Genomic DNA, 26,578 nt, shown 5'->3' on the forward strand with positions numbered 1-26,578 from the left:
AAGCGCCGTCGCACAAGCGCCGCCGCACACCGATTCTGTTAGATTGGTCTAAACCACATAGAGATTTTGCTCTGACCTCTCCCAGATCTCCAGGCCCTCTTCAGAACGGCAGGCCCAGCGTGGAAGTTGTCATCGTTCCGGACGCCGCCGCGGGCGGCGAGCTGATCGCCGAGGCCATGGCCCAGCTGCTGCGGCGCAAGCCCGACGCCGTGCTCGGCGTGGCCACCGGCTCGACCCCGCTGCCCATCTACCAGGCACTGACGGCCAAGGTGCGCGCCGGGGCCGTGGACGCCTCGCGGGCGCGGATAGCCCAGCTCGACGAGTACGTGGGGCTGCCCGGGGACCACCCCGAGTCCTACCGTTCGGTGCTGCGCCGCGAGGTGCTGGAGCCGCTGGGCACGGACATGGACGCGTTCATGGGACCGGACGGCACGGCCGAGGACGTCCAGGCGGCCTGCGAGGCGTACGACCGCACGCTCGCCGAGGCCGGCGGGGTGGACCTGCAGCTGCTCGGCATCGGCACCGACGGGCACATCGGGTTCAACGAGCCGTGCTCCTCACTCGCCTCGCGCACCCGGATCAAGACGCTGACCGAGCAGACCCGGATCGACAACGCCCGCTTCTTCGACGGCGACATCGAGCAGGTCCCGCACCACGTCATCACCCAGGGCATCGGGACGATCCTGGAGGCCCGGCACCTGGTGCTGCTGGCGACGGGCGAGGGCAAGGCGGACGCGATCGCCGCGACCGTCGAGGGACCGGTCGCGGCCGTCTGCCCGGCCTCGGCGCTCCAGCTCCACCCGCATGCCACGGTGGTCGTCGACGAGGCCGCCGCGTCCAAGCTGAAGCTGGCCGACTACTTCCGGCACGCCTACGTCAACAAGCCGGAGTGGCAGGGCATCTAGCTCCCGGGGGGGGCCGACGGGGAGGGGGCGGTGGCGGCGGCGGCACGGGTCCGTGTGGTGCCCGCCGGTGTGCCGTCGCCCCCGCGCACCCCGGGGCGATGGACTAGACCAACAGCGGGCGCAACGGTATACAGAGGGGATCACGGAGCGTGCGGGTGGAGTCCTGATCCGGCAACCCGTGCCACGATGTGAGCCGTGGCCGATGGAATGTCGGTCGCTTTCGGCATTCGGAGCCGGGAAGGCAGAGCATGAGCACCGACGTCAGCAGTGCGGAGAACGAGGCCGGCACAACCCGTACCGCGCGCGTGCCCAAGTACTACCGCTTGAAGAAGCACCTGCTCGACATGACGGAGACGCAGGCACCGGGCACCCCGGTCCCGCCGGAGCGCACGCTGGCCGCCGAGTTCGACACCTCCCGCACCACGGTGCGCCAGGCCCTGCAGGAGCTGGTCGTGGAGGGCCGGCTCGAACGTATCCAGGGCAAGGGCACCTTCGTGGCCAAGCCCAAGGTCTCCCAGGCGCTCCAGCTCACCTCCTACACCGAGGACATGCGGGCCCAGGGCCTTGAGCCGACCTCGCAGCTGCTGGACATCGGGTACATCACCGCCGACGAGCGGCTCGCCGAGCTGCTCGACATCTCCGCCGGCGGGCGCGTGCTGCGCATCGAGCGGCTGCGCATGGCCAACGGCGAGCCGATGGCGATCGAGACCACGCATCTGTCGGCCAAGCGCTTCCCGGCCCTGCGGCGCTCGCTGGTGAAGTACACCTCGCTGTACACCGCGCTCGCCGAGGTCTACGACGTCCATCTCGCCGAGGCCGAGGAGACCATCGAGACCTCCCTGGCCACCCCGCGCGAGGCGGGTCTGCTCGGCACCGACGTGGGCCTTCCGATGCTGATGCTCTCCCGCCACTCGCTGGACCGCGAGGGCCAGCCGGTGGAGTGGGTGCGGTCGGTGTACCGCGGGGACCGCTACAAATTCGTGGCACGGCTCAAGCGCCCGGCGGACTAGGAACCCGGCACGTTCGCTGAATCGATATACCGATATACGGACGAGGTCTTCCACTGCCGCGACACCGTCACCTAGATTGCCTGCGCATTACACAGGTGATCAGCGAGGGGACGGAGCCATGGCATGTCCGAAACGCCTGAAGTGAGGCCACCGGTGGTGACACCGGTCCGGGTGATCATCGCGCTGTGTCTGGTCGCGCCCTTCGTGGCGATGCTCTGGGTCGGCTCGTACGCCAAGACGGACCCCGCGTTCATCGGGATCCCGTTCTTCTACTGGTACCAGATGCTCTGGGTGCTGATCTCGACGGTGCTCACGGTGCTCGCGTACCAGTTGTGGCAGTGGGAGCAGCGGACCCGTAAGGCCGCCGCCGGGCGGCGCGAGGAGGCGGCGAAGTGAACGACGGCGTCAACGGCGTCGCACTCGGCGTCTTCATCTTCTTCTTCCTGGCCGTCACGGTCATGGGCTTCCTCGCCGCGCGCTGGCGCAAGGCCGAGAACGAGCAGTCCCTGGACGAGTGGGGTCTTGGCGGCCGGTCCTTCGGCACCTGGGTCACGTGGTTCCTGCTCGGCGGCGACCTGTACACGGCGTACACCTTCGTCGCCGTACCGGCGGCGATCTACGCGGCGGGCGCGGCCGGCTTCTTCGCGGTGCCGTACACGATCCTGGTGTACCCGCTGATCTTCACCTTCCTGCCCCGCCTGTGGTCGGTCTCGCACCGCCACGGGTATGTCACCACCTCCGACTTCGTGCGCGGCCGGTTCGGCTCGAAGGGCCTGTCGCTGGCGGTCGCGGTGACCGGCATCCTGGCGACGATGCCGTACATCGCGCTCCAGCTCGTCGGCATCCAGGCGGTGCTGGACGTGATGGGCGTCGGCGGCGGCGAGAACACCAACTGGTTCGTGAAGGACCTGCCGCTGCTCATCGCCTTCGGTGTGCTGGCCGCCTACACCTACTCCTCCGGCCTGCGCGCCCCCGCGCTGATCGCGTTCGTCAAGGACACGCTGATCTACATCGTCATCGCGGTGGCGATCATCTACATCCCGATCAAGCTGGGCGGGTTCGACGACATCTTCGCGAAGGCGGGCCAGGCGTTCAGCCAGGTCAACCCGGCCACCAAGGCGCCACGCGGGGCGCTCGCCCCGCCGGAGGCGGGCCAGTGGACGTACGCCACCCTGGCGCTCGGCTCCGCGCTGGCGCTGTTCATGTACCCGCACTCGATCACCGCGACCCTGTCGTCCAGGAGCCGTGACGTGATCCGCCGCAACACCACGATCCTGCCGCTGTACTCCCTCATGCTCGGCCTGCTGGCCCTGCTGGGCTTCATGGCGATCGCGGCCGGCGTGAAGGTCACCAACGGCCAGCTGGCCATTCCGCAGCTGTTCGAGGACATGTTCCCGGACTGGTTCGCGGGCGTGGCGTTCGCGGCGATCGGCATCGGCGCCCTGGTGCCGGCGGCGATCATGTCCATCGCGGCGGCCAACCTCTTCACCCGGAACATCTACAAGGACTTCATCAAGCCGGACGCCACGCCCGCGCAGGAGACCAAGGTCTCCAAGCTGGTCTCCCTGCTGGTGAAGGTCGGCGCCCTGGTCTTCGTCCTCACCATGGACAAGACGGTCGCCATCAACTTCCAGCTGCTGGGCGGCATCTGGATCCTGCAGACCTTCCCGGCCCTGGTCGGCGGCCTGTTCACCCGCTGGTTCCACCGCTGGGCGCTGCTGGCCGGCTGGGCGGTCGGCATGGTCTACGGCACGGCTGCCGCGTACGGGGTCGCCTCCCCGACCCAGAAGCACTTCGGCGGCTCCTCCAAGGAGATCCCGGGCATCGGTGAGATCGGCTACATCGGCCTGACGGCGTTCGTCCTGAACGTCGCGGTCTCCGTGGTCCTCACGGTCGTCCTGAAGGCCCTGAAGGCCCCCGACGGCATCGACGAGACCAGGCCGGAGGACTACACGGCCGACGCCGGCGACCCGGGCGTCGCGGTGGAGCTGCCGCCCGCGACCGCGGGCGCGGGCCACTAGCCGGGCACCGTTCGACGGGCCGCCGGAGCGACATCCGGCGGCCCGTTGCCGTACCCCGCCGGCGGACTCGACGGCGTGGGCCATCTGATCCGGCGGGCCGGCCGCGCCGGGTGCGCCGCGCCCGGCGGGAGCACCGCCCGGGCGACCTCCAGGGCGGCCTCCCGGGCCTCGGGAAGAGCGTCCGGCGCCTCGGAGCCAGGGGGCCCGGAGCGGGCCCGTGCCGAGCGCGCGCGGGCCGCCGGAGGCCGTCCCACGGTCCTCTCCGGCGGGTCGCGCACAGCGCCCACCGGGCCGGCGGACACCCCGGGCCGTTCGCACGCCGGAGCGGGACCGGCGTCCTTCCCCGGGCCGGCCGGTCTTCGCCCCGGCTGCCTGCGAGTTGACCCTATGAAGCCACGCCGACACAACATCTGGGGGTGACACGACAGCCCGGCACTAGATGTATGCTCGTCCTCGCTGTCGTCGCAGGGGAATCCGGTGTGATTCCGGAACTGTCCCGCAACGGTGTACATGCGCATATCCACGCGCCTGTTCAGTCCGAGGCCTGCCGACAGCCCACCCGGCCGTCCTGGCCTGGGTGCGTTCCGACGTCCGGGCCTCGTGGAGTGGGCTGGTGGACGCGACCGCCGTGTGCGCTCGTGACTGCCCCCTGCCCTCCGCCAGGCCCCCGTGCCGAGCGAGGGAGAGCCCCACGTGACCATCGCGCCAGCCGAACCGGCTTCAGTCAGCGAGCCGGAGACCGACGGTCCCGGTGCCGCGTTGCTGCGGACCCTGACCGAGTTGACCGTCGATCTGCCCGACGCCGACCCAGGACGAGTCGCCGCCGCCGCGCTGCGCGGCCGGTCCGCCCGGGCCGACGAGGCGGAGCTGCGCGAGCTGGCCACGGAGGCCGCCGCCGGTCTGATCTCCGAGGACCCCGCCTACTCGAAGCTGGCCGCCCGGCTGCTGACCCTCGCGATCCGCGACGAGGCCGCCTCGCAGGGCGTGACGTCCTTCACCGAGTCCATCGCGGTCGGGCACCGCGAGGGCCTCGTCGCCGACCGCACCGCGGAGTTCGTCCGGCTGCACGCCGAGCGGCTGGACGCGCTGGTCGACCGTGCGGCCGACGACCGCTTCGGCTACTTCGGCCTGCGCACCCTGCACAGCCGCTACCTGCTGCGCCACCCGATCACCCGCAAGGTCGTCGAGACGCCCCAGCACTTCATGCTGCGCGTGGCGAGCGGTCTGGCCGAGGACGACACGGCCCGGGCCCTGGACGAGGTCGCGGCGCTCTACGGCCTGATGAGCCGCCTGGACTACCTCCCGTCCTCCCCCACTCTTTTCAACTCCGGCACCCGGCACCCCCAGATGTCGTCCTGCTACCTGCTGGACTCGCCCCTGGACGAGCTGGACTCCATCTACGACCGGTACCACCAGGTCGCCCGGCTGTCGAAGCACGCCGGCGGCATCGGCCTGTCGTACTCCCGTATCCGCTCGCGCGGTTCGCTGATCCGGGGGACGAACGGGCACTCCAACGGCATCGTGCCGTTCCTGAAGACCCTGGACGCCTCGGTGGCCGCGGTGAACCAGGGCGGCCGGCGCAAGGGCGCCGCCGCCGTGTACCTGGAGACCTGGCACTCCGACATCGAGGAGTTCCTGGAGCTGCGGGACAACACCGGTGAGGACGCCCGCCGCACCCACAACCTGAACCTCGCGCACTGGATCCCGGACGAGTTCATGCGCCGCGTGAACACCGACGGGCAGTGGTCGCTGTTCTCCCCGGCGGACGTGCCCGAGCTGGTCGACCTGTGGGGCGCGGAGTTCGACGCCGCCTACCGCGAGGCCGAGGCGGCGGGCCTGGCGAAGAAGACGATGCCGGCCCGTGAGCTGTACGGCCGCATGATGCGCACCCTCGCGCAGACCGGCAACGGCTGGATGACCTTCAAGGACGCCGCCAACCGCACCGCCAACCAGACCGCCGAGCCCGGCCACGTCGTCCACTCCTCCAACCTCTGCACGGAGATCCTGGAGGTCACGGACGACGGCGAGACCGCGGTCTGCAACCTGGGTTCGGTCAACCTCGGCGCCTTCGTGAGCAACGGCGACATCGACTGGGAGCGGCTGGACGAGACCGTCCGCACGGCCGTCACCTTCCTCGACCGCGTCGTCGACATCAACTTCTACCCGACCGAGCAGGCGGGCCGTTCCAACGCCAAGTGGCGCCCGGTCGGTCTCGGCGCGATGGGCCTGCAGGACGTCTTCTTCAAGCTGCGTCTGCCCTTCGACTCCGCCGAGGCCAAGGCCCTGTCGACGCGGATCGCCGAGCGCATCATGCTCGCCGCGTACGAGGCCTCCGCCGACCTCGCCGAGCGCAACGGCCCGCTGCCCGCCTGGGAGAAGACCCGCACGGCCAAGGGTGTCCTGCACCCCGACCACTACGACGTCGAGCTGACCTGGCCGGAGCGCTGGGCCGCGCTGCGTCAGCGGATCGCGGCGGTCGGCATGCGCAACTCGCTGCTCCTCGCCATCGCGCCGACGGCCACCATCGCCTCGATCGCGGGTGTGTACGAGTGCATCGAGCCACAGGTCTCCAACCTGTTCAAGCGCGAGACGCTGTCCGGTGAGTTCCTCCAGGTCAACTCCTACCTGGTGCAGGAGCTCAAGGACATGGGCGTCTGGGACGCCCGCACCCGCGAGGCGCTGCGCGACTCCAACGGCTCGGTCCAGGACTTCGTCTGGATCCCGGAGGACGTACGGGCGCTGTACCGCACGGCGTGGGAGATCCCGCAGCGCGGCCTGATCGACATGGCCGCCGCCCGCACCCCGTTCCTGGACCAGGCGCAGTCCCTGAACCTCTTCCTGGAGACGCCGACCATCGGCAAGCTCTCCTCGATGTACTCCTACGCCTGGAAGTCCGGTCTGAAGACGACGTACTACCTGCGTTCGCGTCCGGCGACCCGGATCGCCCGCGCCGCCCAGGCACAGCCGCAGGCACAGGCGACCATCCCCGTCCAGCAGGCCTCCGACCCCGACGCGGTCGCCTGCTCCCTGGAAAACCCCGAGTCCTGCGAGGCCTGCCAGTAATGACCACCCGAAACACCAACCTGCTCGACCCGGGCTTCGAACTGACCCTGCGCCCGATGCGCTACCCCGACTTCTACGAGCGCTACCGCGACGCCATCAAGAACACCTGGACCGTCGAGGAGGTCGACCTCCACTCCGACGTCGCCGACCTGGCGAAGCTCTCCGCCGAGGAGCAGCACCTGATCGGCCGTCTGGTCGCGTTCTTCGCGACGGGCGACTCGATCGTGGCGAACAACCTGGTGCTGACGCTCTACAAGCACATCAACTCCCCGGAGGCGCGGCTGTACCTGTCGCGCCAGCTGTTCGAGGAGGCGGTGCACGTCCAGTTCTATCTGACCCTGCTGGACACCTACCTCCCCGACCCCGAGGACCGCGCCGCCGCCTTCGACGCCGTGGAGAACATCCCCTCCATCCGCGAGAAGGCCCAGTTCTGCTTCCGCTGGATGGACTCGGTCGACAAGCTCGACCAGCTGGAGTCCAAGGCCGACCGCCGGCGCTTCCTGCTCAACCTGATCTGCTTCGCCGCCTGCATCGAGGGGCTGTTCTTCTACGGCGCCTTCGCGTACGTCTACTGGTTCCGCAGCCGCGGCCTGCTGCACGGCCTCGCCACCGGGACCAACTGGGTCTTCCGTGACGAGACCATGCACATGAGCTTCGCCTTCGACGTGGTCGACACCGTCCGCAAGGAAGAGCCCGACCTCTTCGACGACGAGCTCCAGCAGCAGGTCACCGACATGCTCCGCGAGGCCGTCGAGGCCGAGCTGCAGTTCGCCCGCGACCTGTGCGGCGACGGCCTGCCCGGCATGAACACCGAGTCCATGCGCCAGTACCTGGAGTGCGTGGCCGACCAGCGCCTCACCCGCCTCGGCTTCGCCCCGGTCTACGGCTCGGAGAACCCCTTCTCCTTCATGGAGCTCCAGGGTGTTCAGGAGCTGACGAACTTCTTCGAGCGCCGCCCGTCGGCGTACCAGGTCGCGGTGGAGGGCACCGTGGACCTGGACGAGGACTTCTGAGTCTCCTTCTCCCGCTGGTTCCCGCCCTGGTTCTCCTGGGCCTCCCTGAGCTGCCGGTCGATGCGTCGATCACGCAGGACGCCGAGCGCTGACGGGAGGACCAGGAGGACCAGGATCCCGAGGGTGGCGACCATTCCGATGAGACCTTCGATCTGGTTTCCGTTCATGGACACTACTGTCGCGCCGGATGCACCTTACCGGGAGTGGCAGGACTGCCGTAGACCCTCGAATTGCTGCCAGCGCTGAGGCACACTGGCAGCATGCTGAAGAACGTGGCCGCCGTCCTGCTGGACGGCGTGCACCCTTTCGAGCTGGGTGTCGTGTGCGAGGTGTTCGGCATCGACCGCAGCGACGACGGGCTGCCCGTGTACGACTTCGCCGTGGTGTCCGCCGAGGGCCCTGACCTGGGCACGCACTGCGGCTTCAGGGTGTCCACGCCGTACGGTCTGGAGCGGCTGGAAGAGGCCGATCTGATCGCCGTGCCGGCCGGTGAGACCTATGCGGAGCGCGCCTACCCGGCGGAGCTGCTCGCGGCGCTGCGGCGGGCCGCCGACCGGGGCGCCCGGGTGCTCAGCGTCTGCTCCGGGGTGTTCGTGCTGGCCGCGGCGGGCCTGCTGGACGGCCGGCGGTGCGCGGTGCACTGGCACCATGCCGAGCAGCTCGCCCGGCGCTATCCCGGGCTGACGGTCGAGCCGGACGTGCTGTACGTGGACGAGGATCCCGTGATCACCTCCGCCGGCACCGCCGCCGGGATCGACGCGTGTCTGCACCTCGTGCGCAAGGAGCAGGGCCCTGAGGTGGCCAACAAGATCGCCCGCCGGATGGTGGTGCCGCCGCACCGGGACGGCGGTCAGGCGCAGTTCATCGAGCGCCCACTGCCGAAGGCACCCTGCGACACGGTCGGGGAGGTGCTGGCGTGGATGGAGGCGCACCTCGATCAGGAGGTGACCGTCGAACAGCTGGCCGCCCGCGCGCATATGGCGCCGCGCACCTTCGCCCGGCGCTTCCAGCAGGAGACGGGGACCACCCCCTACCGGTGGATCCTTCGCCAGCGGGTGCTGCTGGCACAGGAGTTGCTGGAGGGAACGGACGAGACCATGGACGCGATCGCCTGGCGCACCGGGTTCGGTACGGCGGCTGCGCTGCGTCACCAGTTCGTCCGGGCGCTGGACACGACCCCGAACGCCTACCGGCGCGCGTTCCGGGGCCCGCAGGCCGCCTGAGCGCGCGCCGGTACCAGGCCCCTTACCAGGGCTTCGCCCGCAGCAGCAGGTCGTGCGGGCGCAGCGTGATCCCCACGCGCGTGCTGTCGTTCGACCCGCTGACCTGCTCGAAGCGGTACTTCGCCGAGATCGCCGCGGTGATCAGGCTCAGCTGGGTCATGGAGAAGTGGTCGCTGGGGCACTTGCGGTTGCCGACGCTGAACGGGCTCATGGCGTACTTCGGTACGTCCTTGGCCCGCTCGGGCAGCCAGCGGTCGGGGTCGAAGTCGAGGTGGCGCGCATAGGAGTGGCCGTCGCGCTGGATGGCGTAGGGGCTGTAGACGATGTCCGCCCCGGCCGGAATGCGATAGCCGCCCAGTGCGGTGTCGCTCACCGCGCGCCGCGTCAATATCCATACGGCCGGCCTGAGCCGCATGGCCTCCACGACGACATTGTTGGTGTGCGTCAGTGAGCGAACGTGCGCGAATCCGACGGGCTGACCGCCGGTCACGGATTCGACCTCGGCCCGTACCTTCTCGGCGTGTTCCGGGTGTTCGGCGAGGACCTGCAGCAGCCACATGATCGTGGACGCGACTGTTTCGCTGCCGGGGGTGAGTATCGCGACGACCTGGTCGTGGATCTCCTGTTCCCCGATGGGGTCGCCATTGTCGTCCTTCGCCTCCAGCAATGCTGTCAGCAAATCGTCCGGCTTTTGACCAGATGCCCTCCGCTCGGCGACGATCTCGTCCACCAGCAGATGCAAATCGGCCAACGCCCGGTTGAATTCGCGGTTGGCCGGGAACGGCAGCCGGTAGAGCGGCCCGAGCGGGATCACCATCCGGCGGTACATACCGCGGAAGACGGTGGCGAGGTCGGTGCTGAGCCGTTCCGCGCGCTCGTCCATGTAGTCGCCGCGCAGCAGGCAGCGGGCCGCGATGCGGACGGCGACCCGGAAGGACTCCGAGGTGCAGTCGATGGTCTCGCCGGGCTGCCAGCGGTCGGTCAGCCCGTGCGCCTCCTCCTCCATGATCGGCCCGTAGCCGGGGATCGCGTCGAGCCGGAAGGCCGGCTGTATGGTGCGGCGCTGCCTGCGGTGGCGGGGGCCGTTGGCGGTGGCCACGCCCTCCTTGCCGAGCAGGCCCTCCAGCGACTCCCACAGCGGGCCGTCGATCTTGAAGTCGGGGTTGAGCGCCAGGGCCCCGGTGAGTTCGGGCGTGGTGACGGCGTACACCGTCTTGGGGCCGAGCTTCAGCCGTACGACGTCGCCGTGGGCGCGCAGCGCGGACATGAAGGCCAGCGGGTCGCGGACCAGCCTCAGGCCGTGCCCGAGGACCGGTACGGCGCCTCCGGCCAGGGGCGGTTCGGACAGTTCGAGGGTCTCGGGGGTCGCGGGCCTCACCGACTCGACGGTCATTTCTCACCTGCCGCTTCGTTCGTGACGTACGGGGGCGTGGAGCGGTCGTCCCAGCTGTCGACCATGTACCGGCCGGACTCGTGGTGGAACCAGTAGACGGAGCTGAACCAGTTGCGCATGTTGCCGACGCAGGCCCGTACGGCAGCACTCAGTTCCTTGCCGCCGGTCGTTCCGTCGTCGATTTCGCGGGCGAACCTCAGGGCATTGCGCTCGGCTTCGAGGAACCCGGTTATGCATTCCTCGACGCGCCGCCTGACTTCGTCGACGGCTTCTTCGAGGGTCAGCCCCGCATGGGTGATGAGGCTGATGCCGAGATTGTGCACCTCATCGCCCGCGATTTCCTTGGGCAGCGAGCAGAGGTCGTTGTACCAGGCCGCGAATTCCTGACTGAGCAGGGCCGCCCGGCGGTAATCCGGGTTTTTCCGCACAGCGTCCGGGAGTTCACACCCGGCACTGGGTTCGAGCAGGTCCGTCCATATCCAGTGCGCGAAGGTGAGCCGGCGCAGGGCGAGATACTCCTCGACGCCGGGTATGTATCCCTCGGTGCGATTGCGGAATTCGCGGTCGTAGGCCTCGATCACCGCGTGGAAGTGCCGGGCGAACCGCTGGTTCCAGCTGTGCGGCAGAAAGCCGTAGAGCCGCAGCACACTGTCCGCGAAGCCCGCCACCAGCGGGTCCGGGTGGTGCAGATGGTGCCTGGGCGCGTCGAGCGCCGCGTGCAGCCGGTACCGCAGCCGTCGCCAGTCCCCGGCCCGCCCGTGCACGATGTCGCGGTCGTGGCGGTCGTCCCAGACGAAGAACCAGGCGCTGTAGTCGGCTATGGCCTGCAGGACCTCCTCGGGGGCTCCTGTGTAGTAGCCCGCCATGAGGTCGGTGTAGCACAGTCCGTCGGCATATTCCTGGACCTTGGCGGCCGGCATGAACCGCTTTTCAAGGAGCCAGAGCCGCGTGTTCTCCTGGAGCTTTGGCCAATACGGGTGCAGTTGCCGTGGAAAGGCGGACTCGATCACCGGGAGTGCCAGTGAAGGTGGTACTACGATCGCCGTCGGCGTCGCTGTGGTGCTGTGTGGGAAAGCTTGCACGAACAAACCCCTCTCAGCCGCCAGGAGCGCACACCCCTCCCGTCGTGCCGGGCGTGCGCCGTTGCGTATCCCCGCACTTCCCATTCAGCACCACAACTGACCGCCGTGGGAACGGATTTGCTTCACTCACTACCCCAAGGTGCCGAGAATCCCCCCTTGTGTGACTGGTTAAGGATCACTAGGAGCGCAGATGGGATCGGTTGTACGACGCACGAACGAGCGAAGAGGGGCAACGCGAAGGCGCCCGGCCAGGAAGGATCCCGGCCGGGCGCCCCGAGCGAACCGCGTGGGTCAGTCGTTGGCGACCACGGGGTAGCGGGGTTCGTTCTCGGCCATCTGCCGCAGCGCGTCCTTGCGGTCCCGCTTCGACAGCCGGTCGATGTACAGGTAGCCGTAGAGGTGGTCGGTCTCGTGCTGCAAACAGCGCGCGAAGTAGCCGGTGCCCCGGACCTTGATCGGGTTGCCCTGCTCGTCCTGGCCGGTCACCTCGGCGTAGTCGGGACGCGCGAGCTCCGCGTACGCCGTCGGTACGGACAGGCAGCCCTCGTTGCTGTCGTCCAGCCGGCGCTTCTCGGCGGGCAGGTCGACCAGCTTCGGGTTGCAGACCACGCCGACGTGCCGGGCGCCCTCGTCGTCCTGGCAGTCGTAGACGAAGACCTTCAGGTCGACGCCGATCTGGTTGGCGGCCAGGCCCACGCCCTCGGCGGTGCGCTGGCTGGCGAACATGTCCGCGACCAGCTGCCCCAGCTCCTCACCGAACTCGGTGACGTCCCTGCACTCCTTGTGCAGCACCGGGTTGCCGACGACCGTGATCGGCCGTGAGGTGCCGCGCTCGCGCCAGCTGGCCTCGCGCTCCTCGCAGTCCTCCGTGTCGACGACATAGCCCTCGTCATCGACGGGGAGCACGCCCGCGTGCTGCTGATCGGTGTCCTGCTGCGCCATGACCGACGTACGCCTTCCTGCAAGCCTGGAAAATTCTGCGAGTACAGCCTAAAGGGGGCCGGTCATGGCCGCTCAGCAAACCTCTTCCAGATCGCGCCAGTCCCTGGAGTCCGGGCTGTCGGCCACCCATCCGTCCAGCAGGCCGCGCACCAGCGCGGCCGGCGCGGCCACCCCGCACTCCCGCTCCGGCACCCACAGCTGCCCGTCCGTCCGGTGCCCGAGCGGCCCGGGATGCCCCGGCTCGCTGTGATCATGCGGATCGAGATGCACCCCCTCGCCCTCGTCCGACGGCATACGTGACTCCGAGCACATCCGGCACAGCAGCCGCACCGACGAGGACCAGTCCTCCGCCGCGAACCCGGCGTCGGCCGCGAGCTGCTCCAGCGCGTCCCGGTCGGCCTCGGTGGCCGCCTCCAGCAGCACCACCCAGGTGGGGACGGGGGACGGCGCCCACAGCTCGATCTCGTCGAAGACCGGATAGGAGTGCCCGGCGGACGTGGTGCGCTCACCGTGCGGCACGCCGTCGTGCAGCACGACTTCGCCCCAGCGGCGGCCGGAGGAGGGCAGCGGGATCGACAGCACCTCCATCCGCGCGGGGTCGAGCCTGCGGCCCCAGACCACCTCGGCCTCGCCCTCCGGGGAGAGCCGTACGGCCGCGCTGCCCAGCTCCATGCCGAGCGGTTCCGCGGAGGCGGCGACGCCGCCGGGCACCTTCAGCCCGTACGCCTGCCAGGCGCGGCGGGCCAGCGGCCAGTCCTGGAGGGCGGTCGCGGCGATGCCGACGTTCCACCAGTCCGGCGCCCCGGTCTCCCGGTCCAGCAGGGCGACCGCGCGCAGTCCGGCGGCGCGGGCCTGCTCCCAGTCGTGCCGGAACTTGTGCAGCAGGGCGAGGTTGAACCAGGACTCCGAGAGCCAGGGCTCCAGATCGGCAGCGCGGGTCAGCAGTTCGCCCGCGTCCTCGTACCGGCCGTCGCCGATCAGCGTGAACGCGCGGTCGGTGGCCTGCCGCCAAGAGGCGGAGGGCCGGTGCCGTCCCTTGCCGAAGATCTTCACGATTCCCGCCTGCCAGTTCCAGTTCCGCACAGTGGGCTGGCTTGTGCCCCCGGACACCCTCTCCCTCGCATCCAACCACGTACGCCGGGAAAGGCGCTCATTACCCATGGGTTACCCAGCCGGGCGCGGGGTCAGACAGTCCCGTTGTCCGCGCCGGGACGCGCTCCCGCAAGCCGCCGTGCTGGGCCAGCACCCGGGCCAGCGACTCCACCACCTCGGGAGCGTAGTCCCCGGCGGTGCCGAGACGCAGCTCCTCCAGCGCACGCAGGGGTCCCTCGGGACCGGCGTCACGGGTCTTCTCCTCATAGGCGTTCACGGCCCGGACGATCCGGGCGGCGAGCGGCTGCTCCGGACAGGGGTCGGCCTGACGCTCCACGACGACCGCAACGGCCGCGTCGACCCCGGTCTGGCGGACCACGGCACCGCCGAGCAGGGCGATGCGCCGCTGCTCGGCCGGCGGCAGTTCGGCGGTGGCACCGGCCGGGACCGGATCGACCAGGCTGAGCTGGCCGATGTCGTGCATCAGCGCCGCGTACTCCAGGACGGTCAGTTCCGGTCCGGTCAGGCCGAGGTCCCGGCCCACGGCGAGGCTGAGCGCGGCGACGCGGTGGGCGTGTCCGGCGGGGGTGCAGCCGGCGATCTCGGTGGCGCGGGCGAGGGAGGCGATGGTCTGCCGGTAGGTGGCGCGGACGGCCGCGTACCGGCGCAGTGACAGCTGGACGAGCAGCATGGGCAGGCAGAACACGGGCAGCGCCCACAGGCCGACGACGGCGACCGCGAGCGCCATCACCGCGCCGGTCGCGCAGACGGCGGAGCCGATGCCGAGCAGCCCGCGCACCTCCTCGCGCAGCAGCGGGCCGAACGGCCAGCGGGTGCGGCAGTGGGCGAGCGCGGCGGCCAGCACGGCCCCGCACAGGGAGGTCAGGCCCAGCAGGGTGAGCAGCAGCAGGGCGTAGGCGGGGCCGGCCCAGGAGTCGAAGGCGCCCTGGTTGTAGAGGGGTTGGAAGCAGACGGCGGCGAAGCCGACGGTGAGGACGCGGCGGGCCAGATGGTCGACGGTGGGGGCGGTGCCGGACCAGATGTGCGGCACGGCGCCCAGCACGGCCGCGACGAGGACGACGGTGACGACCTGGGCCGGGCCGTGCTGGCTCGGCCGCCCGGCGTCGGCGCCCAGCAGGGCGTACGCCAGCGAGCCGGCGGCGCCCAGGGGGGCGGCCTGGCGGGCCTGGGCGTCGCTCCACCGGGTCAGCTCGCCGAAGGCTATGAGGGCGCCGAAGGCAAGCGCGAGTCCCCGGTCGGCCAGCCCGGTCGTCACGGTGACGGCGAGGGAGGCGGCCGCGACCAGGGCGGCGGTGCCGTGGATGAGCCGCAGGACGGTCATCGGGGCGCCCCGCTGCGGGAGGCGGGCTCGGCCGGCGGGCTCGCGTACGCCGGTTCGTCGGCGGTGACCGCCGGGTGCCAGCCGGAGCGGCCGAGGGCGCGGACGAGGGCGGTGACCATGCGGGGGTCGAAGTGCGCCCCGGCGCAGCGCTTCAGCTCGGCGACGGCCGCCTCGACCGGGCGGGCCCTGCGGTAGGAGCGGGTGGAGGTCATGGCGTCGAAGGCGTCCGCGACGGCGACGATCCGGGCGGCCTCGGGGATCTGCTCGCCGGCCAGGCCGTACGGGTAGCCGCTGCCGTCGAGCCGCTCGTGGTGGTGGAGGATGGCGTCCCGGGCCTCGCCGAGGAAGGAGATCCCGCGGACCATCTCATGGCCGTACTCGGGGTGCAGCTCGATGATCCGCCGCTCCTCGGGGGTGAGCGGTCCGTCCTTGCGCAGCAGCCGGGTGGGCACGCCCAGTTTGCCGACGTCGTGCAGGATGCCGGCGAAGCGCAGCACCTCGACGCGTTCGTCGTCGATGCCGAGTTCGCGGGCGATCAGCACGGAGGCGTGTCCGACGCGTTCGCTGTGGCCGCGGGTGTAGCCGTCCTTGATGTCGACGGCCTGGACGAGGGCACGGATGGTGGCCTGGTGGGCCGCGCGCTCACGGTGGTACTGCGCGAACACCCACCCGGAGACGCCCATCGGCAACAGCACCAGCAGCGCGGACACCGGGCCGTACGTGCTGCGCCACAGCACGGCCGTCATCAGCCCGGCGAGTCCGTGCACGGCGACGGGGACGAGCGAGCGCGCCAGCAGCCCGCGCCAGGCCCGCCGCGGGGGCACGCGCCCGGCCGCGGCGCGCAGACCGCCGTCGAGCGCGCCGAGCACCAGCCAGAAGGCGAGGACGGCCGCCTGGGCGGGCAGCAGGGCGTAGGGGAAGTCGCAGTGGGCGACGGCCTCCGGGCCGCCGAGCGCCGCGTGCACCCGGGCGGCGGCCCAGACCGCGAGCGCGGGCTGCGCGGCCCGCCACCCGCGCCGGAACAGCGCGGGCCGGTGTTCGACCGGGGAGAGCAGAGCGGCGGGCAGCGGCACGAGCACGGCGGCCGGCGCGGGCAGCAGGAACGCTCCGGCGAGCAGCACGGGATGGAAGGCGCCGCCGAAGCGGCGGCGTGCGACATGCTCGCAGGCCGCATAGAGCGCGGCCAGCAGGGCAAGCTCCGACCAGGGGGTGCGGACGGCCGGCAGCGGGATCACACAGAGTGCGGCCGACAGGGCGACAGCGGCCACATAGCCGCGTGCCCTCGGCGGTACCGCGTCCATCGCGCCCCTCCCCGACCGTGCCTGTCCAGGCTCGGAGCCTAGGGCGGGGATCGGGGGGTGCGGCGGCTATGACCTGAGGATTAGCACGTTCGGGTGATACGACCCGGCGTGTCAGGACTCCTGCGGTGCCGTCGGGGCCCGGGTCACGTCGTGCTCCGGCACGGCCTGCCCGGAACGGATCAGGTCGATCCGCCCCATGACCTTGGCCCGCAGGTCGGCGGGGACGTCGTCATGCCCGCAGCACCGCTTCACCAGCTTCTTCACGGCCTGCTCGAGACCGTACTTCTCCAGGCACGGCGAGCATTCCTCGAAGTGGTGCTGGAACTTGTCGCGGTCCATGTCGGGCATCTCGCTGTCGAGGAACTCGTACAGGTGGTCGAGTACCTCACCGCAGTCCGTCTCGTGCTCGTCCCCGCAGCTCATGAGCCCGAACCTTTCGCTTCGTTCGACTCCCCGGCGCCGGCCGGGACCAGCCCGCGGTCACGGGCGTAGTCCTCCAACATGCCGCGCAGCTGACGGCGGCCCCGGTGCAGCCGGGACATCACCGTACCGATGGGTGTCCCCATGATGTCCGCGATCTCCTTGTACGCAAAGCCCTCTACGTCCGCGAGATAGACGGCGATGCGGAACTCCTCGGGGATCGCCTGCAGCGCTTCCTTCACGTCCGAGTCGGGCAGGTGGTCGAGCGCCTGCGACTCGGCGGAGCGCAGACCCGTCGACATGTGCGACTCGGCGCGGGCGAGCTGCCAGTCCTCGATCTCCTCCGCGGCGGAGCGCTGGGGCTCACGCTGCTTCTTGCGGTAGGAGTTGATGAAGGTGTTGGTGAGGATCCGGTACAGCCACGCCTTGAGGTTGGTGCCCTCGCGGAACTGGTGGAAGGACGCGTACGCCTTGGCGTAGGTCTCCTGCACCAGGTCCTCGGCGTCGGCCGGGTTGCGCGTCATGCGCAGTGCGGCCGAGTACATCTGGTCGAGGTATTCGAGCGCGTCCCGCTCGAAGCGCGCGCTGCGCTGCGCGTTCGACTCGTCGGACGCGTCCGTGCCGGTGCCCTGGCCCTCGGGCGGCTCCGCCTGGCCGTTGTCGGTCCCTGCGTCGGTCCCAGTGACCGGACCCACCTCCTCAAGATCCCGGGCAGGACCGAGACCGGTCCCACTCGTTTCGGAGGATAGAACACGACCCGTGCCTGCCGCCGCTCGAATAGGAGCGGTCTTGGCCGCGTGCAGCACCGTCCAGTCCAGGTCGGTGCTGCGCTGACGGCTCGGGCAGATGGTCGAACCCATGCGGCGGACTCCCTTTCCCATGACGTCGATGCCGGGTCACTTCAGCACTTCTGTCGGGCTCAACAGCGGGCCGCCGCCGGACATTCCCGGGTCACAGAAGTGACACGACCCACTCCCGCACCGCGCCGGTGACGATCTCCAGCGCCCGCTCCTGGGTGATCTCGGCGCGCTTGGGCACGGCGAAGCCGTGATCGCCGTAGGCCACTTCGGCCAGTCGGAAGTCGCCCGGCGGGAATTCCTCCGGCCGCCCGAAGGGATCGTTGCCGCCCTGCACGACCAGCGTGGGCACGCCGGCGCCCAGCAGCTCCGCGGCCCGGGACTTCTCCGGCCGGCCCGGCGGATGCAGCGGGAAGCTCAGCGCGAGCACGGCGTGCGCGCCCAGCCCGGCGGCCGTGCGGCAGGCGACCCGGGCGCCCGCGCTGCGCCCGCCGGAGATCACCGGCAGGCCGGGGGCCGCGAGCGCGGGCCACACCCCGCGCCATCCGGTGTCCAGGGTCTTCGGCGCGGGCGCGAGCTTCTTGCCGGCGACCCGCCAGGGCTGCTCGACCAGGGCGACGCTCACGCCGTGCGCGGGCAGCGCGGCGGCGAGGGCCTGGAGGTCGCGCGCCTCGATGCCGCCGCCCGCCCCATGGCTCACGGCCAGCACCAACCGCGCCCGCCGGGCCTCGTGCCAGGTGATCCGGGCGTCCCCGGCATCCGTCCCGACCGTCTCGGTGGTCACATGTGTCACATCCGTCACGTCAGAAGAGTGTGCCCTCTTCCGGTCCCTCCAGCTCCTTCAGCAGCTCCGGGCTGTTGTTGCGGACGTTGCTGACGGCGGTGGAGACCGGGTAGGCGCGCATCAGGCCGGCCGGCGGCGGGGCGAGCAGCCCGCGCAGGTCGTCGGGGTCGGTGCGGGAGGGGTCGAGCCAGGCGTCCCAGCGGTCCGGGGTGAGCATCAGCGGCATCCGGGGGTGGATGTCGGCGAGGGTGCGGGGGCCCTCGGCGGGGGCGACGGCGAGCGGGGTGCTCTCCGCCTCGGTGGTGATCACCGAGCAGGTCACCCACCAGGCCAGCGGGTGCTCGTCGGGCAGCGTCCGGTCGCGCCAGAACTCGTACAGGCCGGCCATCGCGAACACCGAGCCGTCGGCCGGCAGCACGAAGTACGGCTGCTTGCGGGGCCGCTTCTTCCTGCCCTCCTCCTCCAGGTCGCGCTCCTGCTTGCCGGTGACCCACTCGTAGTAGCCGTCGGCGGGCAGGATGCAGCGGCGGGTGGCGAAGGCACGCCGGTAGGAGGGCTTCTCGTGCACGGTCTCCGCACGCGCGTTGATCATCTTGGCGCCGCCCTCGGGCGTCTTGGACCAGGACGGGACCAGACCCCACTTCAGCTTGCGCAGCTGGCGAACCGGACGTGGGGAGTCCGCGTCTTTCACAGGGCGGTCCAGGACGGCGTAGACCTCTTTGGTCGGCGCCACGTTGTAGTCCGGCTCCAGGGCCTCCTCGGGCTCCCACTTCTCGACCTCGAAGATTCCTGCGAGATCCTCGGGCCTACGACTCGATGCATACCGTCCGCACATACGTGCAACACTGCCAGGCCCACCGGCCGCCCCACCACCACTTCGCGACGACAGGGAGCCACCAGCAGACATGGACAGCCTCGCCGCCACCTCGCTGCCCGGCCTCTGGGACCGGCTCACCGGCACCCAGCCCGACCCCGGCCTGTGGGTGGTGCTGGCCACCCTGGCCGCGGCGCTCGCCGTCGTCGTCCCGCACCCGCTGTGGCGGATATCGCGCAACGCGATCACCATCGCGCACGAGGGCGGCCACGGCCTGATCGCCCTGCTCACCGGCCGGCAGCTGACCGGCATCCGGCTGCACTCCGACACCAGCGGGCTCACCGTGAGCCGGGGCAAGCCGTACGGGGCCGGCATGATCCTGACGGCCGCCGCCGGGTACACGGCACCCTCGCTGCTGGGTCTCGGCGGCGCCGCGCTGCTGGCCGCCGGGCGCATCACGCTCCTGCTGTGGGCGGCCACCGCCCTGCTGGTGGCGATGCTGGTGATGATCCGCAACGCGTACGGCGTACTGACCGTGGTCCTCGCGGGCGGGGCGTTCCTGCTGGTGTCCTGGCTCGCGGACGCCCGGGTGCAGGCGGCGTTCGCGTACGCGGTGGTGTGGTTCCTGCTGTTCGGCGGGGTCAGGCCGCCCTTCGAACTGCAGGCCAAGCGGTCGCGGGGAGGCACCGCCGACTCGGACGCGGACCAGCTGTCGCGGCTGACGCACGTCCCTGCGGGGCTGTGGCTCTTCCTGTTCCACGCGGTGTCCCTGTGCTCGCTCATCGGCGGGGGCCGCTGGCTGCTGGAAGGTTGACACCGGGCCCTCCTTATAAAGTGGCCCCATGGCCCCGAACAGCTCCCCCTCCGCCCTCTGGCCCGCCCCGCACGCGAGCGGGGCCGTCGACGCCACGGTCCACGTGCCGGGGTCCAAGTCGGTCACCAACCGCGCCCTGGTCCTCGCCGCCCTGGCCTCCGAGCCCGGCTGGCTGCGCCGCCCGCTGCGGTCCCGGGACACCCTGCTCATGGCCGGGGCCCTGCGGGCCATGGGCGTGGAGATCGAGGAGGGGGTCGGCCCCGACGGCACCGGCGAGGCCTGGCGGGTGCTGCCCACGGGCCTGCGCGGCCCGGCCACGGTCGACGTCGGCAACGCGGGCACGGTGATGCGGTTCCTGCCGCCGGTGGCCGTGCTGGCCGACGGTCCGATCCGGTTCGACGGGGACCCGCGGTCGTACGAGCGGCCCCTGAACGGTGTGATCGACGCGCTGCGCGCGCTCGGCGCCCGGATCGACGACGACGGCCGGGGCGCGCTGCCGCTGACCGTGCACGGCAGCGGGGCCCTGGACGGCGGCCCGGTGTCGATCGACGCCTCCTCGTCCTCCCAGTTCGTCTCGGCGCTGCTGCTGTCCGGCCCGCGCTTCAACCAGGGCGTCGAGGTCCGCCACACCGGCGCGACCCTGCCCTCGATGCCGCACATCCGGATGACCGTGGACATGCTGCGCGCGGTCGGCGCCCAGGTGGACACCCCGGAGTCGGGCGGCGAGCCGAACGTGTGGCGGGTGACGCCGGGCGCGCTGCTCGGCCGGGACCTGACGGTCGAGCCGGACCTGTCCAACGCCCAGCCGTTCCTCGCGGCGGCCCTGGTGACCGGCGGCAAGGTGCTGATCCCGGACTGGCCGGCCCGCACCACCCAGCCGGGCGACCGGCTGCGGGAGATCTTCACCGAGATGGGCGGTTCCTGCGAACTCACCGAGTACGGGCTGGAGTTCACCGGTTCGGGCACGGTCCACGGCATCGACGTGGACCTGGGCGACGTGGGCGAGCTGACCCCCGGCATCGCGGCCGTCGCGGCCCTCGCCGACTCCCCCTCGACCCTGCGGGGCGTGGCCCATCTGCGGCTGCACGAGACGGACCGGCTGGCCGCGCTCACCAAGGAGATCAACGAGCTGGGCGGTGATGTCACCGAGACGGCCGACGGGCTGCACATCCGCCCGCGCCGGCTGCACGGCGGCGTCTTCCACACCTACGAGGACCACCGGATGGCGACCGCCGGTGCGATCATCGGCCTCGCGGTCGAGGGAGTGCAGATCGAGAACGTGGCGACGACGGCGAAGACCCTGCCGGACTTCCCCGAGCTGTGGACCGGGATGCTCGGGCAGTAGGGACCGACGTCATGCGCCGCTACGGCAAGCACACCGATGAGGACGACATCCGCAGCCGTCCCAACCGCAAGGGCAACCGGCCGCGGACGAACATCCGGCCCAAGCACGAGGACGCGGCTCAGGGCATGGTCCTCACCGTCGACCGCGGCCGGCTGACCTGCCTGGTCGAGGACCGGGTCGTGATGGCCATGAAGGCGCGCGAGCTGGGCCGCAAGGCGGCCGTGGTGGGCGACCGGGTCGCCCTGGTCGGCGACCTCACCGGCAAGAAGGACTCCCTCGCGCGGATCGTCCGCATCGAGGAGCGCGGCTCGGTCCTGCGCCGTACGGCGGACGACGACGATCCGTACGAGCGGGTGGTGGTCGCCAACGCCGACCAATTGGCGATCGTGACGGCCCTGGCCGACCCCGAGCCGCGCCCGCGCCTGATCGACCGCTGTCTGGTCGCGGCCTTCGACGGCGGCCTGGAACCGCTGCTGGTGATGACCAAGTCGGACCTGGCCCCGCCGGACAAGCTGCTGGAGCTGTACGGCGACCTGGACATCCCGTACGTGGTCACCAGCCGCGAGGAGCTGGAGCGCGGGGACGCGGCGGACCGGGTGCGCACGTACCTGGACGGCCGGGTCACGGCGTTCGTGGGCCACTCGGGCGTCGGCAAGACGACCCTGGTCAACGCGCTGGTGCCGGAGGACCGCCGGCGGACCACGGGACATGTGAACGCGGTGACGGGCCGCGGCCGGCACACCACCACGTCGGCCCTCGCGCTGCCGCTGAGCGGGGACGGCGGCTGGGTCGTCGACACTCCGGGTATCCGCTCCTTCGGGCTCGCGCACATCGACCCGTCCCGGGTGATCCACGCCTTCCCCGATCTGGAAGCGGGCACCGAGGGCTGCCCGCGCGCGTGCAGCCACGACGAGCCGGACTGCGCGCTGGACGCGTGGGTGGCGGAGGGACACGCGGACCCCGCGCGGCTGTACTCGCTGCGCCGGCTGCTGGCCACCAGGGAGCGCAAGGAAGGCGACTGAGGCTGGCGTTGTTTGCCGGGGCGCCGGTTCGGTAAGTGCATAATCGCACCGAGCCGGAGATCCGGATCCAACGGGAGGACCGCACATGGCGTGGCTGCTGGTCGTAGTGGCCGGGATTCTGGAGACCGGCTTCGCCGTGTGCCTCAAGCTCTCGCACGGGTTCACCCGCCTGTGGCCGACCGTGGCCTTCGCGACCTTCGCGCTGGGCAGCTTCGGCCTGCTGACCCTGTCCCTGAGGAAGCTGGACGTCGGCCCCGCCTACGCCGTGTGGACCGGCATCGGCGCGGCGGGCACCGCGATCTACGGCATGGTCTTCCTCGGCGACCTGGTGTCGACCCTGAAGATCGTCTCGATCAGCCTGGTCATCATCGGGGTGATCGGGCTCCAGCTGTCGGGGTCGGCGCACTAGGGGCCGCCCGGCGCTACAGCACCTCCCGCTCCCTCGGGAAATGGCAGGCCGTGCCGTCGCCCTCGAACTCCGGTACCTCGTGCGCGCACCGCTTGCGTTCGTCGTCCGTCAGCTCGGTGTGCAGCGGGCAGCGGGCCCGGAAGCGGCAGCCGTCGTAGCGGCGGGTGGGGCTCGGCGGGTCGCCGGGGAGCAGGATCCGTGCGCGCTGCCGCTCCCGCTCGCGCTCCGGGTCGGGCAGCGGTACGGCGGACAGCAGGGCCTGGGTGTAGGGGTGCCGGGGCCGGGCGAAGACCTGGTCGACCGGGCCGGACTCGACCGTGCGGCCGAGATAGACCACGCTGACGCGGTCGGCGATGTTCCGCACCACGGACAGGTCGTGGGAGACGAAGAGGTAGGCGAGCCCCAGCTCCTCCTTCAGCCGCTGGAGCAGTTCCAGCACCTCGGCCTGCACGGAGACGTCGAGGGCGGAGACGGGTTCGTCGAGGACGAGCAGTTCGGGGGCGACGGACAGGGCGCGGGCGATGCCGACGCGCTGGCGCTGCCCGCCGGAGAACTCGTGCGGGAAGCGGTCGGCGTGGGCCGGGTCGAGGCCGACCTGGGTGAGGAGTTCGGGGACGCGGCGGGCGATCGCCGCCCGGTCGGCGCCCTGGGTGCGCAGCGGCTCGGCGATGAGGTCGCCCACCGGCAGCCGGGGGTCGAGGGAGGCCATCGGGTCCTGGAAGACGATCTGGATCCGGCGGCGCAGGGCCTTCGCCTGCGCCTTGGCCAGGGTGCCGAGCCGCTGTCCGAACAGCTCGACGGTGCCGCCCTCGGGCGCCGCGAGTTCGAGCAGTTCGAAGAGGGTGGTGGACTTCCCGGACCCGGACTCCCCCACCAGGGCGAGGGTCTCGCCGCGGCGCACGTCGAGGTCGACGCCGTCGACGGCGTACACCGTGCCGGTGCGGCGCTTGACGACGGTGCCCTTGAGGACGGGGAAGGTGCGGGTGAGCCCGCGGACCTTCAGCACCGGATCGCCGGTGGCCGGCCGGGGTGTGCGCGGGGTGTCGATGCGCGGGACGGCGGCGAGGAGCTGCCGGGTGTAGGGCGCGCGCGGGCGGTGGAAGACCTCGGGGGCCGTGCCCTGCTCGACGACCCGCCCCTCGCGCATGACGGCGACCCGGTCGGCCATGCCGGCGATGACCCCGAGGTCGTGGCTGACCAGCAGCAGGGCGGCGCCGGTCTCCCGCTGGGCGGTGCGCAGCACGTCGAGGATCTGGGCCTGGATGGTGACGTCGAGGGCGGTGGTGGGCTCGTCGGCGAGGATGAGGTCGGGTTTCTGGGCCATCGCCATGGCGATCATGGCGCGCTGGCGCATGCCGCCGGAGAACTCGTGCGGGAACGCCCGTGCGCGCAGGGCGGGTTCGGGGATGCCGACCAGATCGAGCAGTTCGACGGCGCGGGCCCCGGCCTGCGCCCGGCCGATGTCCCGGTGGGCGCGTACGGCCTCGGCGATCTGGTCGCCGATGCGGTGGACCGGGGTGAACGCGGACAGCGGGTCCTGGAAGACCATGGCCACGCGGTCGCCGCGGATCGCGGTCAGTTCCCGCTCGCTCGCGCCGAGCAGCTCGGTGCCGTCGAGCCGGATCGAGCCGCGCGCGGTGGCGGTGCGGGGCAGCAGCCCGAGGACGGCGAGGGCGGTGACGGACTTGCCGGACCCGGACTCGCCGACCAGGCCGAGGACTTCGCCGCGTTCCAGCGTCAGGCTGACGTCCCGTACGGCGGGCCGGTCCGCGAAGTCGACGTCCAGGGAGGTGATGTCGAGCAGCGGGCTCACCGGGAGGCTCCCTTGGAGGTGGGGTCGAGGGCGTCGCGCAGGCCGTCGCCGACGAGGTTGACGGCGAGGACGAACACGACCAGCAGTCCGGCCGCGAAGAAGAACATCCACGGGTAGGTGATGGCGGCGCCGGTTCCGGAGGCGATCAGCGTGCCGAGGGACACGTCGGGCGGCTGCACGCCGAAGCCGAAGTAGGACAGCGCGGTCTCGCTCATCACCGCGCCGCCGACCTGGATCGTCGCGTCGATGATGAGGAAGGAGGCCACGTTGGGCAGCACGTGCCGCCAGATGATCCGGAACGGTCCGACGCCCATGTAGCGGGCGGCGCGCACGAATTCGCGCTCCTTGAGGGAGAGCGTCATCGAGCGGACCACCCGTGCGGTGATCATCCACGCGAACACGGTGAGCAGCGCGACGAAGGCGAACCAGCCGCCGGAGCGCAGCCGGGGCGAGACGATCGCGATGATCAGGAAGGACGGGAAGACCAGGAGCAGGTCGACGCAGAACATCAGCAGCCGGTCGGTCCAGCCGCCGAAGTACCCGGCGCAGGCCCCGACGAGCGAGGCGAGGCCGGTGGCGAGGACGGCCACCAGCAAGCCGATGAGCAGCGACTTCTGCAGCCCGCGCACGGTCTGCGCGAAGACGTCCTGCCCGATCCGGTTGGTGCCCCACCAGTGGTCGGGTCCGGGGGCCGCGCGCAGGGCGCCGTAGTCGATGTGGCTGTACGACCAGGGTGTGAGGCAGGGCCCGAGGAAGGCGAGCAGGAAGAGCAGGACGAGGACGACGGCTCCGGCGAGCGCCGACCGGTTGCGCAGGAACCGGCGCAGGACGAGGGCGGAGCGGCCGGTCGGCGCGGTGGCCGGCGCGGCCGGTCCGGGGCGGGTGGCCATGGTCATGAGGTCGTCCGGATGCGCGGGTCGAGGGCGGCGTGCAGCAGGTCGGCGAGGAAGCCGGAGAGCAGCACGGTGACGGCGGCGAAGACGTTCACGGCGACGACCGAGTTGACGTCGTTCTTGCCGATGGAGTTCACGAACCACTCGCCCATACCGTGCCAGCCGAAGATCGTCTCGGTGAAGGTGGCGCCGGTGAACAGGGCGAGGAAACCGTACGAGAAGTACGTCGACATGGGGATGAGGGCGGTGCGCAGCCCGTGCCGCAGCAGCACGGTCCGACGGGGCAGCCCCTTGGCGCGGGCGGTGCGCAGATAGTCGGAGCCGAGGACGTCGAGCATGCTGCTGCGCTGGTAGCGGCTGTAGCTCGCGACGGCGAACAGGGCGACGGAGAGGGTGGGCAGCAGCAGATGCACGGACCGGTCCTGGAGGACCGTCCAGAGGCCGTCGTCCGCCCCGGGGCTCTTCTCGCCGGTGAACTGGATCAGATCGGTGCCCGTGGTCTGGTTGAACCAGATCGCGCCGGTCTTGAGCAGGATCGCCAGCAGGAACACCGGTGTGGACAGCAGCGCGAAGGAGACGACGGTGACCGCGCGGTCGCTGAACCGGTACTGCCGTACGGCCGTCCAGGCGCCGACGAGGACCCCGGCGACCGTGCCGAGGACGGTGCCCGCGAGCAGCAGCCGCAGGCTGACGCCGATCCGCCGACCGAACTCGGCGTTCACGGAGGTGCCGTCGACGGTGCGGCCGAGGTCGCCGTGGAGCAGCGCGCGGTCCGCCCAGTGCAGGAAGCGCTCGCGCAACGGCTGGTGGTCGTTGACGCCCAGCGCGGTGAGGTGGTGGTCCACCGCGGCGGGTGAGAGCGGGGGCTGCCTGCCTTCGTAGTAGGCCCGCGGATCGAGCGCGTACGAGGCCAGCAGATAGGACAGGCAGAGGGCGGCCAGCAGCAGGACGGCGTGGTAGCCGAGGCGTTTGACCAGGTAGAAGGGCACGAACAAATGGTCCAGTCCTCTTGTTGCAGCATCATGAAGAGAACATGTCAGTAGTCCAGGAGCCCTCCCGCGGCCGTCGTAGGCCGTTCTA

The 26,578-nt window shown here is 71.1% G+C and carries 25 protein-coding genes and 1 riboswitch; of the genes, 11 read left to right on the forward strand and 14 right to left on the reverse strand.

From position 1 onward, the window contains the following. Positions 1-119 precede the first annotated feature (119 nt). The 6 genes from nagB to ACF073_RS00925 all read left to right on the forward strand — a co-directional run bounded on the left by nagB (position 120) and on the right by ACF073_RS00925 (position 8,012). Positions 120-905, forward strand: a complete 786-nt coding sequence (nagB, locus tag ACF073_RS00900) for a glucosamine-6-phosphate deaminase (protein WP_392065600.1) — start codon at positions 120-122, stop codon at positions 903-905. Between the two features lie 248 nt (positions 906-1,153). Beyond that, positions 1,154-1,915 (forward strand): GntR family transcriptional regulator, encoded by a 762-nt coding sequence (locus ACF073_RS00905; protein ID WP_392065601.1) that lies wholly within the window; start codon positions 1,154-1,156, stop codon positions 1,913-1,915. Positions 1,916-2,038: 123 nt separating this feature from the next. Continuing rightward, the gene (locus tag ACF073_RS00910) at positions 2,039-2,311 is read left to right on the forward strand and encodes a DUF3311 domain-containing protein (RefSeq protein WP_392065603.1); all 273 of its coding nucleotides are present in this window, start codon (positions 2,039-2,041) and stop codon (positions 2,309-2,311) included. Further along, positions 2,308-3,936 (forward strand): monocarboxylate uptake permease MctP, encoded by a 1,629-nt coding sequence (mctP, locus tag ACF073_RS00915; protein ID WP_392065605.1) that lies wholly within the window; start codon positions 2,308-2,310, stop codon positions 3,934-3,936. Before ACF073_RS00910 ends, mctP begins: the two co-directional genes overlap by 4 nt. Positions 3,937-4,362: 426 nt before the next feature. After that, positions 4,363-4,503: riboswitch (cobalamin riboswitch) on the forward strand. A gap of 126 nt (positions 4,504-4,629) precedes the next feature. Next, positions 4,630-6,999: a ribonucleoside-diphosphate reductase subunit alpha gene (locus tag ACF073_RS00920; protein ID WP_392065607.1), complete on the forward strand. Its 2,370-nt coding sequence runs from the start codon at positions 4,630-4,632 to the stop codon at positions 6,997-6,999. Continuing rightward, positions 6,999-8,012, forward strand: coding sequence for a ribonucleotide-diphosphate reductase subunit beta (locus tag ACF073_RS00925; protein WP_392065609.1), 1,014 nt, complete (start codon positions 6,999-7,001; stop codon positions 8,010-8,012). The genes ACF073_RS00920 and ACF073_RS00925 overlap by 1 nt, the downstream gene beginning before the upstream one ends. On the opposite strand, the gene ACF073_RS00930 is transcribed toward ACF073_RS00925, so the two are convergent. Beyond that, positions 7,925-8,179, reverse strand: coding sequence for a hypothetical protein (locus ACF073_RS00930; protein ID WP_392065610.1), 255 nt, complete (start codon positions 8,177-8,179; stop codon positions 7,925-7,927). The two genes, ACF073_RS00925 and ACF073_RS00930, sit on opposite strands and share 88 nt — an antisense overlap. 93 nt (positions 8,180-8,272) lie before the next feature. On the opposite strand from ACF073_RS00930, the gene ACF073_RS00935 reads away from it, so the two are divergent. Beyond that, positions 8,273-9,235 (forward strand): GlxA family transcriptional regulator, encoded by a 963-nt coding sequence (locus ACF073_RS00935; RefSeq protein ID WP_392065612.1) that lies wholly within the window; start codon positions 8,273-8,275, stop codon positions 9,233-9,235. A 22-nt stretch (positions 9,236-9,257) separates the two neighbouring features. Here the strand turns inward: ACF073_RS00935 and ACF073_RS00940 are convergent, their stop codons facing one another. The 10 genes from ACF073_RS00940 to ACF073_RS00985 form a co-directional block, all read right to left on the reverse strand. After that, entirely contained in the window at positions 9,258-10,628 is a 1,371-nt protein-coding gene (locus ACF073_RS00940) for a cytochrome P450 (RefSeq protein ID WP_392065613.1), read from the reverse strand. Beyond that, a complete protein-coding gene (gene cyc1, locus ACF073_RS00945) occupies positions 10,625-11,710 on the reverse strand; it encodes an epi-isozizaene synthase (RefSeq protein WP_392065615.1) in 1,086 nt (361 codons plus the stop codon). The genes ACF073_RS00940 and cyc1 overlap by 4 nt, the downstream gene beginning before the upstream one ends. Positions 11,711-12,001: 291 nt before the next feature. Further along, on the reverse strand, positions 12,002-12,652 hold the full coding sequence (def, locus tag ACF073_RS00950) for a peptide deformylase (protein ID WP_392065617.1): 651 nt from the start codon (positions 12,650-12,652) through the stop codon (positions 12,002-12,004). A 72-nt stretch (positions 12,653-12,724) separates the two neighbouring features. Continuing rightward, complete coding sequence (locus ACF073_RS00955) at positions 12,725-13,705, reverse strand: tetratricopeptide repeat protein (protein WP_392066825.1); 981 nt, start codon at positions 13,703-13,705, stop codon at positions 12,725-12,727. A gap of 100 nt (positions 13,706-13,805) precedes the next feature. Next, positions 13,806-15,086 (reverse strand): HD-GYP domain-containing protein, encoded by a 1,281-nt coding sequence (locus ACF073_RS00960; protein ID WP_392065619.1) that lies wholly within the window; start codon positions 15,084-15,086, stop codon positions 13,806-13,808. Beyond that, positions 15,083-16,387 (reverse strand): HD-GYP domain-containing protein, encoded by a 1,305-nt coding sequence (locus ACF073_RS00965; RefSeq protein WP_392065621.1) that lies wholly within the window; start codon positions 16,385-16,387, stop codon positions 15,083-15,085. The genes ACF073_RS00960 and ACF073_RS00965 overlap by 4 nt, the downstream gene beginning before the upstream one ends. 111 nt (positions 16,388-16,498) lie before the next feature. Continuing rightward, a complete protein-coding gene (gene rsrA / locus ACF073_RS00970; RefSeq protein WP_392065623.1) occupies positions 16,499-16,810 on the reverse strand; it encodes a mycothiol system anti-sigma-R factor in 312 nt (103 codons plus the stop codon). Then, positions 16,807-17,502, reverse strand: a complete 696-nt coding sequence (gene sigR, locus ACF073_RS00975) for an RNA polymerase sigma factor SigR (protein WP_392065625.1) — start codon at positions 17,500-17,502, stop codon at positions 16,807-16,809. The genes rsrA and sigR overlap by 4 nt, the downstream gene beginning before the upstream one ends. Before the next feature lie 256 nt (positions 17,503-17,758). After that, entirely contained in the window at positions 17,759-18,397 is a 639-nt protein-coding gene (locus ACF073_RS00980; protein ID WP_392066827.1) for an alpha/beta family hydrolase, read from the reverse strand. Positions 18,398-18,407: 10 nt separating this feature from the next. Then, complete coding sequence (locus ACF073_RS00985) at positions 18,408-19,223, reverse strand: SOS response-associated peptidase (RefSeq protein WP_392065627.1); 816 nt, start codon at positions 19,221-19,223, stop codon at positions 18,408-18,410. A gap of 70 nt (positions 19,224-19,293) precedes the next feature. Here ACF073_RS00985 and ACF073_RS00990 point away from each other — a divergent pair, with 70 nt between their 5' ends. The 4 genes from ACF073_RS00990 to ACF073_RS01005 all read left to right on the forward strand — a co-directional run bounded on the left by ACF073_RS00990 (position 19,294) and on the right by ACF073_RS01005 (position 22,792). Then, entirely contained in the window at positions 19,294-20,016 is a 723-nt protein-coding gene (locus ACF073_RS00990; RefSeq protein ID WP_392065629.1) for a M50 family metallopeptidase, read from the forward strand. Positions 20,017-20,044: 28 nt separating this feature from the next. Beyond that, positions 20,045-21,361, forward strand: a complete 1,317-nt coding sequence (aroA, locus tag ACF073_RS00995; RefSeq protein ID WP_392065631.1) for a 3-phosphoshikimate 1-carboxyvinyltransferase — start codon at positions 20,045-20,047, stop codon at positions 21,359-21,361. Between the two features lie 11 nt (positions 21,362-21,372). Beyond that, positions 21,373-22,383 carry a ribosome small subunit-dependent GTPase A gene (gene rsgA, locus ACF073_RS01000; protein ID WP_392065633.1) on the forward strand — a complete coding sequence of 337 codons (1,011 nt, stop codon included), beginning with the start codon at positions 21,373-21,375 and terminating at the stop codon, positions 22,381-22,383. Positions 22,384-22,468: 85 nt separating this feature from the next. After that, entirely contained in the window at positions 22,469-22,792 is a 324-nt protein-coding gene (locus ACF073_RS01005) for a DMT family transporter (RefSeq protein WP_392065635.1), read from the forward strand. Between the two features lie 13 nt (positions 22,793-22,805). Here ACF073_RS01005 and ACF073_RS01010 read toward each other — a convergent pair whose 3' ends face one another. The 3 genes from ACF073_RS01010 to ACF073_RS01020 are packed head-to-tail and all read right to left on the reverse strand — an operon-like array spanning position 22,806 to position 26,487. Further along, positions 22,806-24,605, reverse strand: a complete 1,800-nt coding sequence (locus ACF073_RS01010) for a dipeptide ABC transporter ATP-binding protein (protein ID WP_392065636.1) — start codon at positions 24,603-24,605, stop codon at positions 22,806-22,808. Then, positions 24,602-25,495 carry an ABC transporter permease gene (locus tag ACF073_RS01015; RefSeq protein ID WP_392066829.1) on the reverse strand — a complete coding sequence of 298 codons (894 nt, stop codon included), beginning with the start codon at positions 25,493-25,495 and terminating at the stop codon, positions 24,602-24,604. Before ACF073_RS01015 ends, ACF073_RS01010 begins: the two co-directional genes overlap by 4 nt. 2 nt (positions 25,496-25,497) lie before the next feature. Continuing rightward, a complete protein-coding gene (locus ACF073_RS01020) occupies positions 25,498-26,487 on the reverse strand; it encodes an ABC transporter permease (protein ID WP_392065638.1) in 990 nt (329 codons plus the stop codon). Between the last annotated feature and the right edge of the window lie 91 nt (positions 26,488-26,578).

This window comes from Streptomyces sp. NPDC015171 (assembly GCF_043079545.1).
GTDB lineage: Bacteria > Actinomycetota > Actinomycetes > Streptomycetales > Streptomycetaceae > Streptomyces.

What these genes read in the sequence shown, in the direction of transcription:
- ACF073_RS00965 (WP_392065621.1), bottom strand. Translation starts at nt 16,387, where the DNA reads ATGGACGCGGTACCGCCGAGGGCACGCGGCTATGTGGCCGCTGTCGCC.
- ACF073_RS00925 (WP_392065609.1), top strand. Translation starts at nt 6,999, where the DNA reads ATGACCACCCGAAACACCAACCTGCTCGACCCGGGCTTCGAACTGACC.
- ACF073_RS00940 (WP_392065613.1), bottom strand. Translation starts at nt 10,628, where the DNA reads ATGACCGTCGAGTCGGTGAGGCCCGCGACCCCCGAGACCCTCGAACTG.
- ACF073_RS00935 (WP_392065612.1), top strand. Translation starts at nt 8,273, where the DNA reads ATGCTGAAGAACGTGGCCGCCGTCCTGCTGGACGGCGTGCACCCTTTC.
- ACF073_RS00990 (WP_392065629.1), top strand. Translation starts at nt 19,294, where the DNA reads ATGGACAGCCTCGCCGCCACCTCGCTGCCCGGCCTCTGGGACCGGCTC.
- ACF073_RS00905 (WP_392065601.1), top strand. Translation starts at nt 1,154, where the DNA reads ATGAGCACCGACGTCAGCAGTGCGGAGAACGAGGCCGGCACAACCCGT.
- def (WP_392065617.1), bottom strand. Translation starts at nt 12,652, where the DNA reads ATGGCGCAGCAGGACACCGATCAGCAGCACGCGGGCGTGCTCCCCGTC.
- rsrA (WP_392065623.1), bottom strand. Translation starts at nt 16,810, where the DNA reads ATGAGCTGCGGGGACGAGCACGAGACGGACTGCGGTGAGGTACTCGAC.
- ACF073_RS00910 (WP_392065603.1), top strand. Translation starts at nt 2,039, where the DNA reads ATGTCCGAAACGCCTGAAGTGAGGCCACCGGTGGTGACACCGGTCCGG.
- ACF073_RS01015 (WP_392066829.1), bottom strand. Translation starts at nt 25,495, where the DNA reads ATGGCCACCCGCCCCGGACCGGCCGCGCCGGCCACCGCGCCGACCGGC.
- rsgA (WP_392065633.1), top strand. Translation starts at nt 21,373, where the DNA reads ATGCGCCGCTACGGCAAGCACACCGATGAGGACGACATCCGCAGCCGT.
- ACF073_RS00985 (WP_392065627.1), bottom strand. Translation starts at nt 19,223, where the DNA reads ATGTGCGGACGGTATGCATCGAGTCGTAGGCCCGAGGATCTCGCAGGA.
- aroA (WP_392065631.1), top strand. Translation starts at nt 20,045, where the DNA reads ATGGCCCCGAACAGCTCCCCCTCCGCCCTCTGGCCCGCCCCGCACGCG.
- ACF073_RS00960 (WP_392065619.1), bottom strand. Translation starts at nt 15,086, where the DNA reads ATGACCGTCCTGCGGCTCATCCACGGCACCGCCGCCCTGGTCGCGGCC.
- ACF073_RS00930 (WP_392065610.1), bottom strand. Translation starts at nt 8,179, where the DNA reads ATGAACGGAAACCAGATCGAAGGTCTCATCGGAATGGTCGCCACCCTC.
- ACF073_RS01005 (WP_392065635.1), top strand. Translation starts at nt 22,469, where the DNA reads ATGGCGTGGCTGCTGGTCGTAGTGGCCGGGATTCTGGAGACCGGCTTC.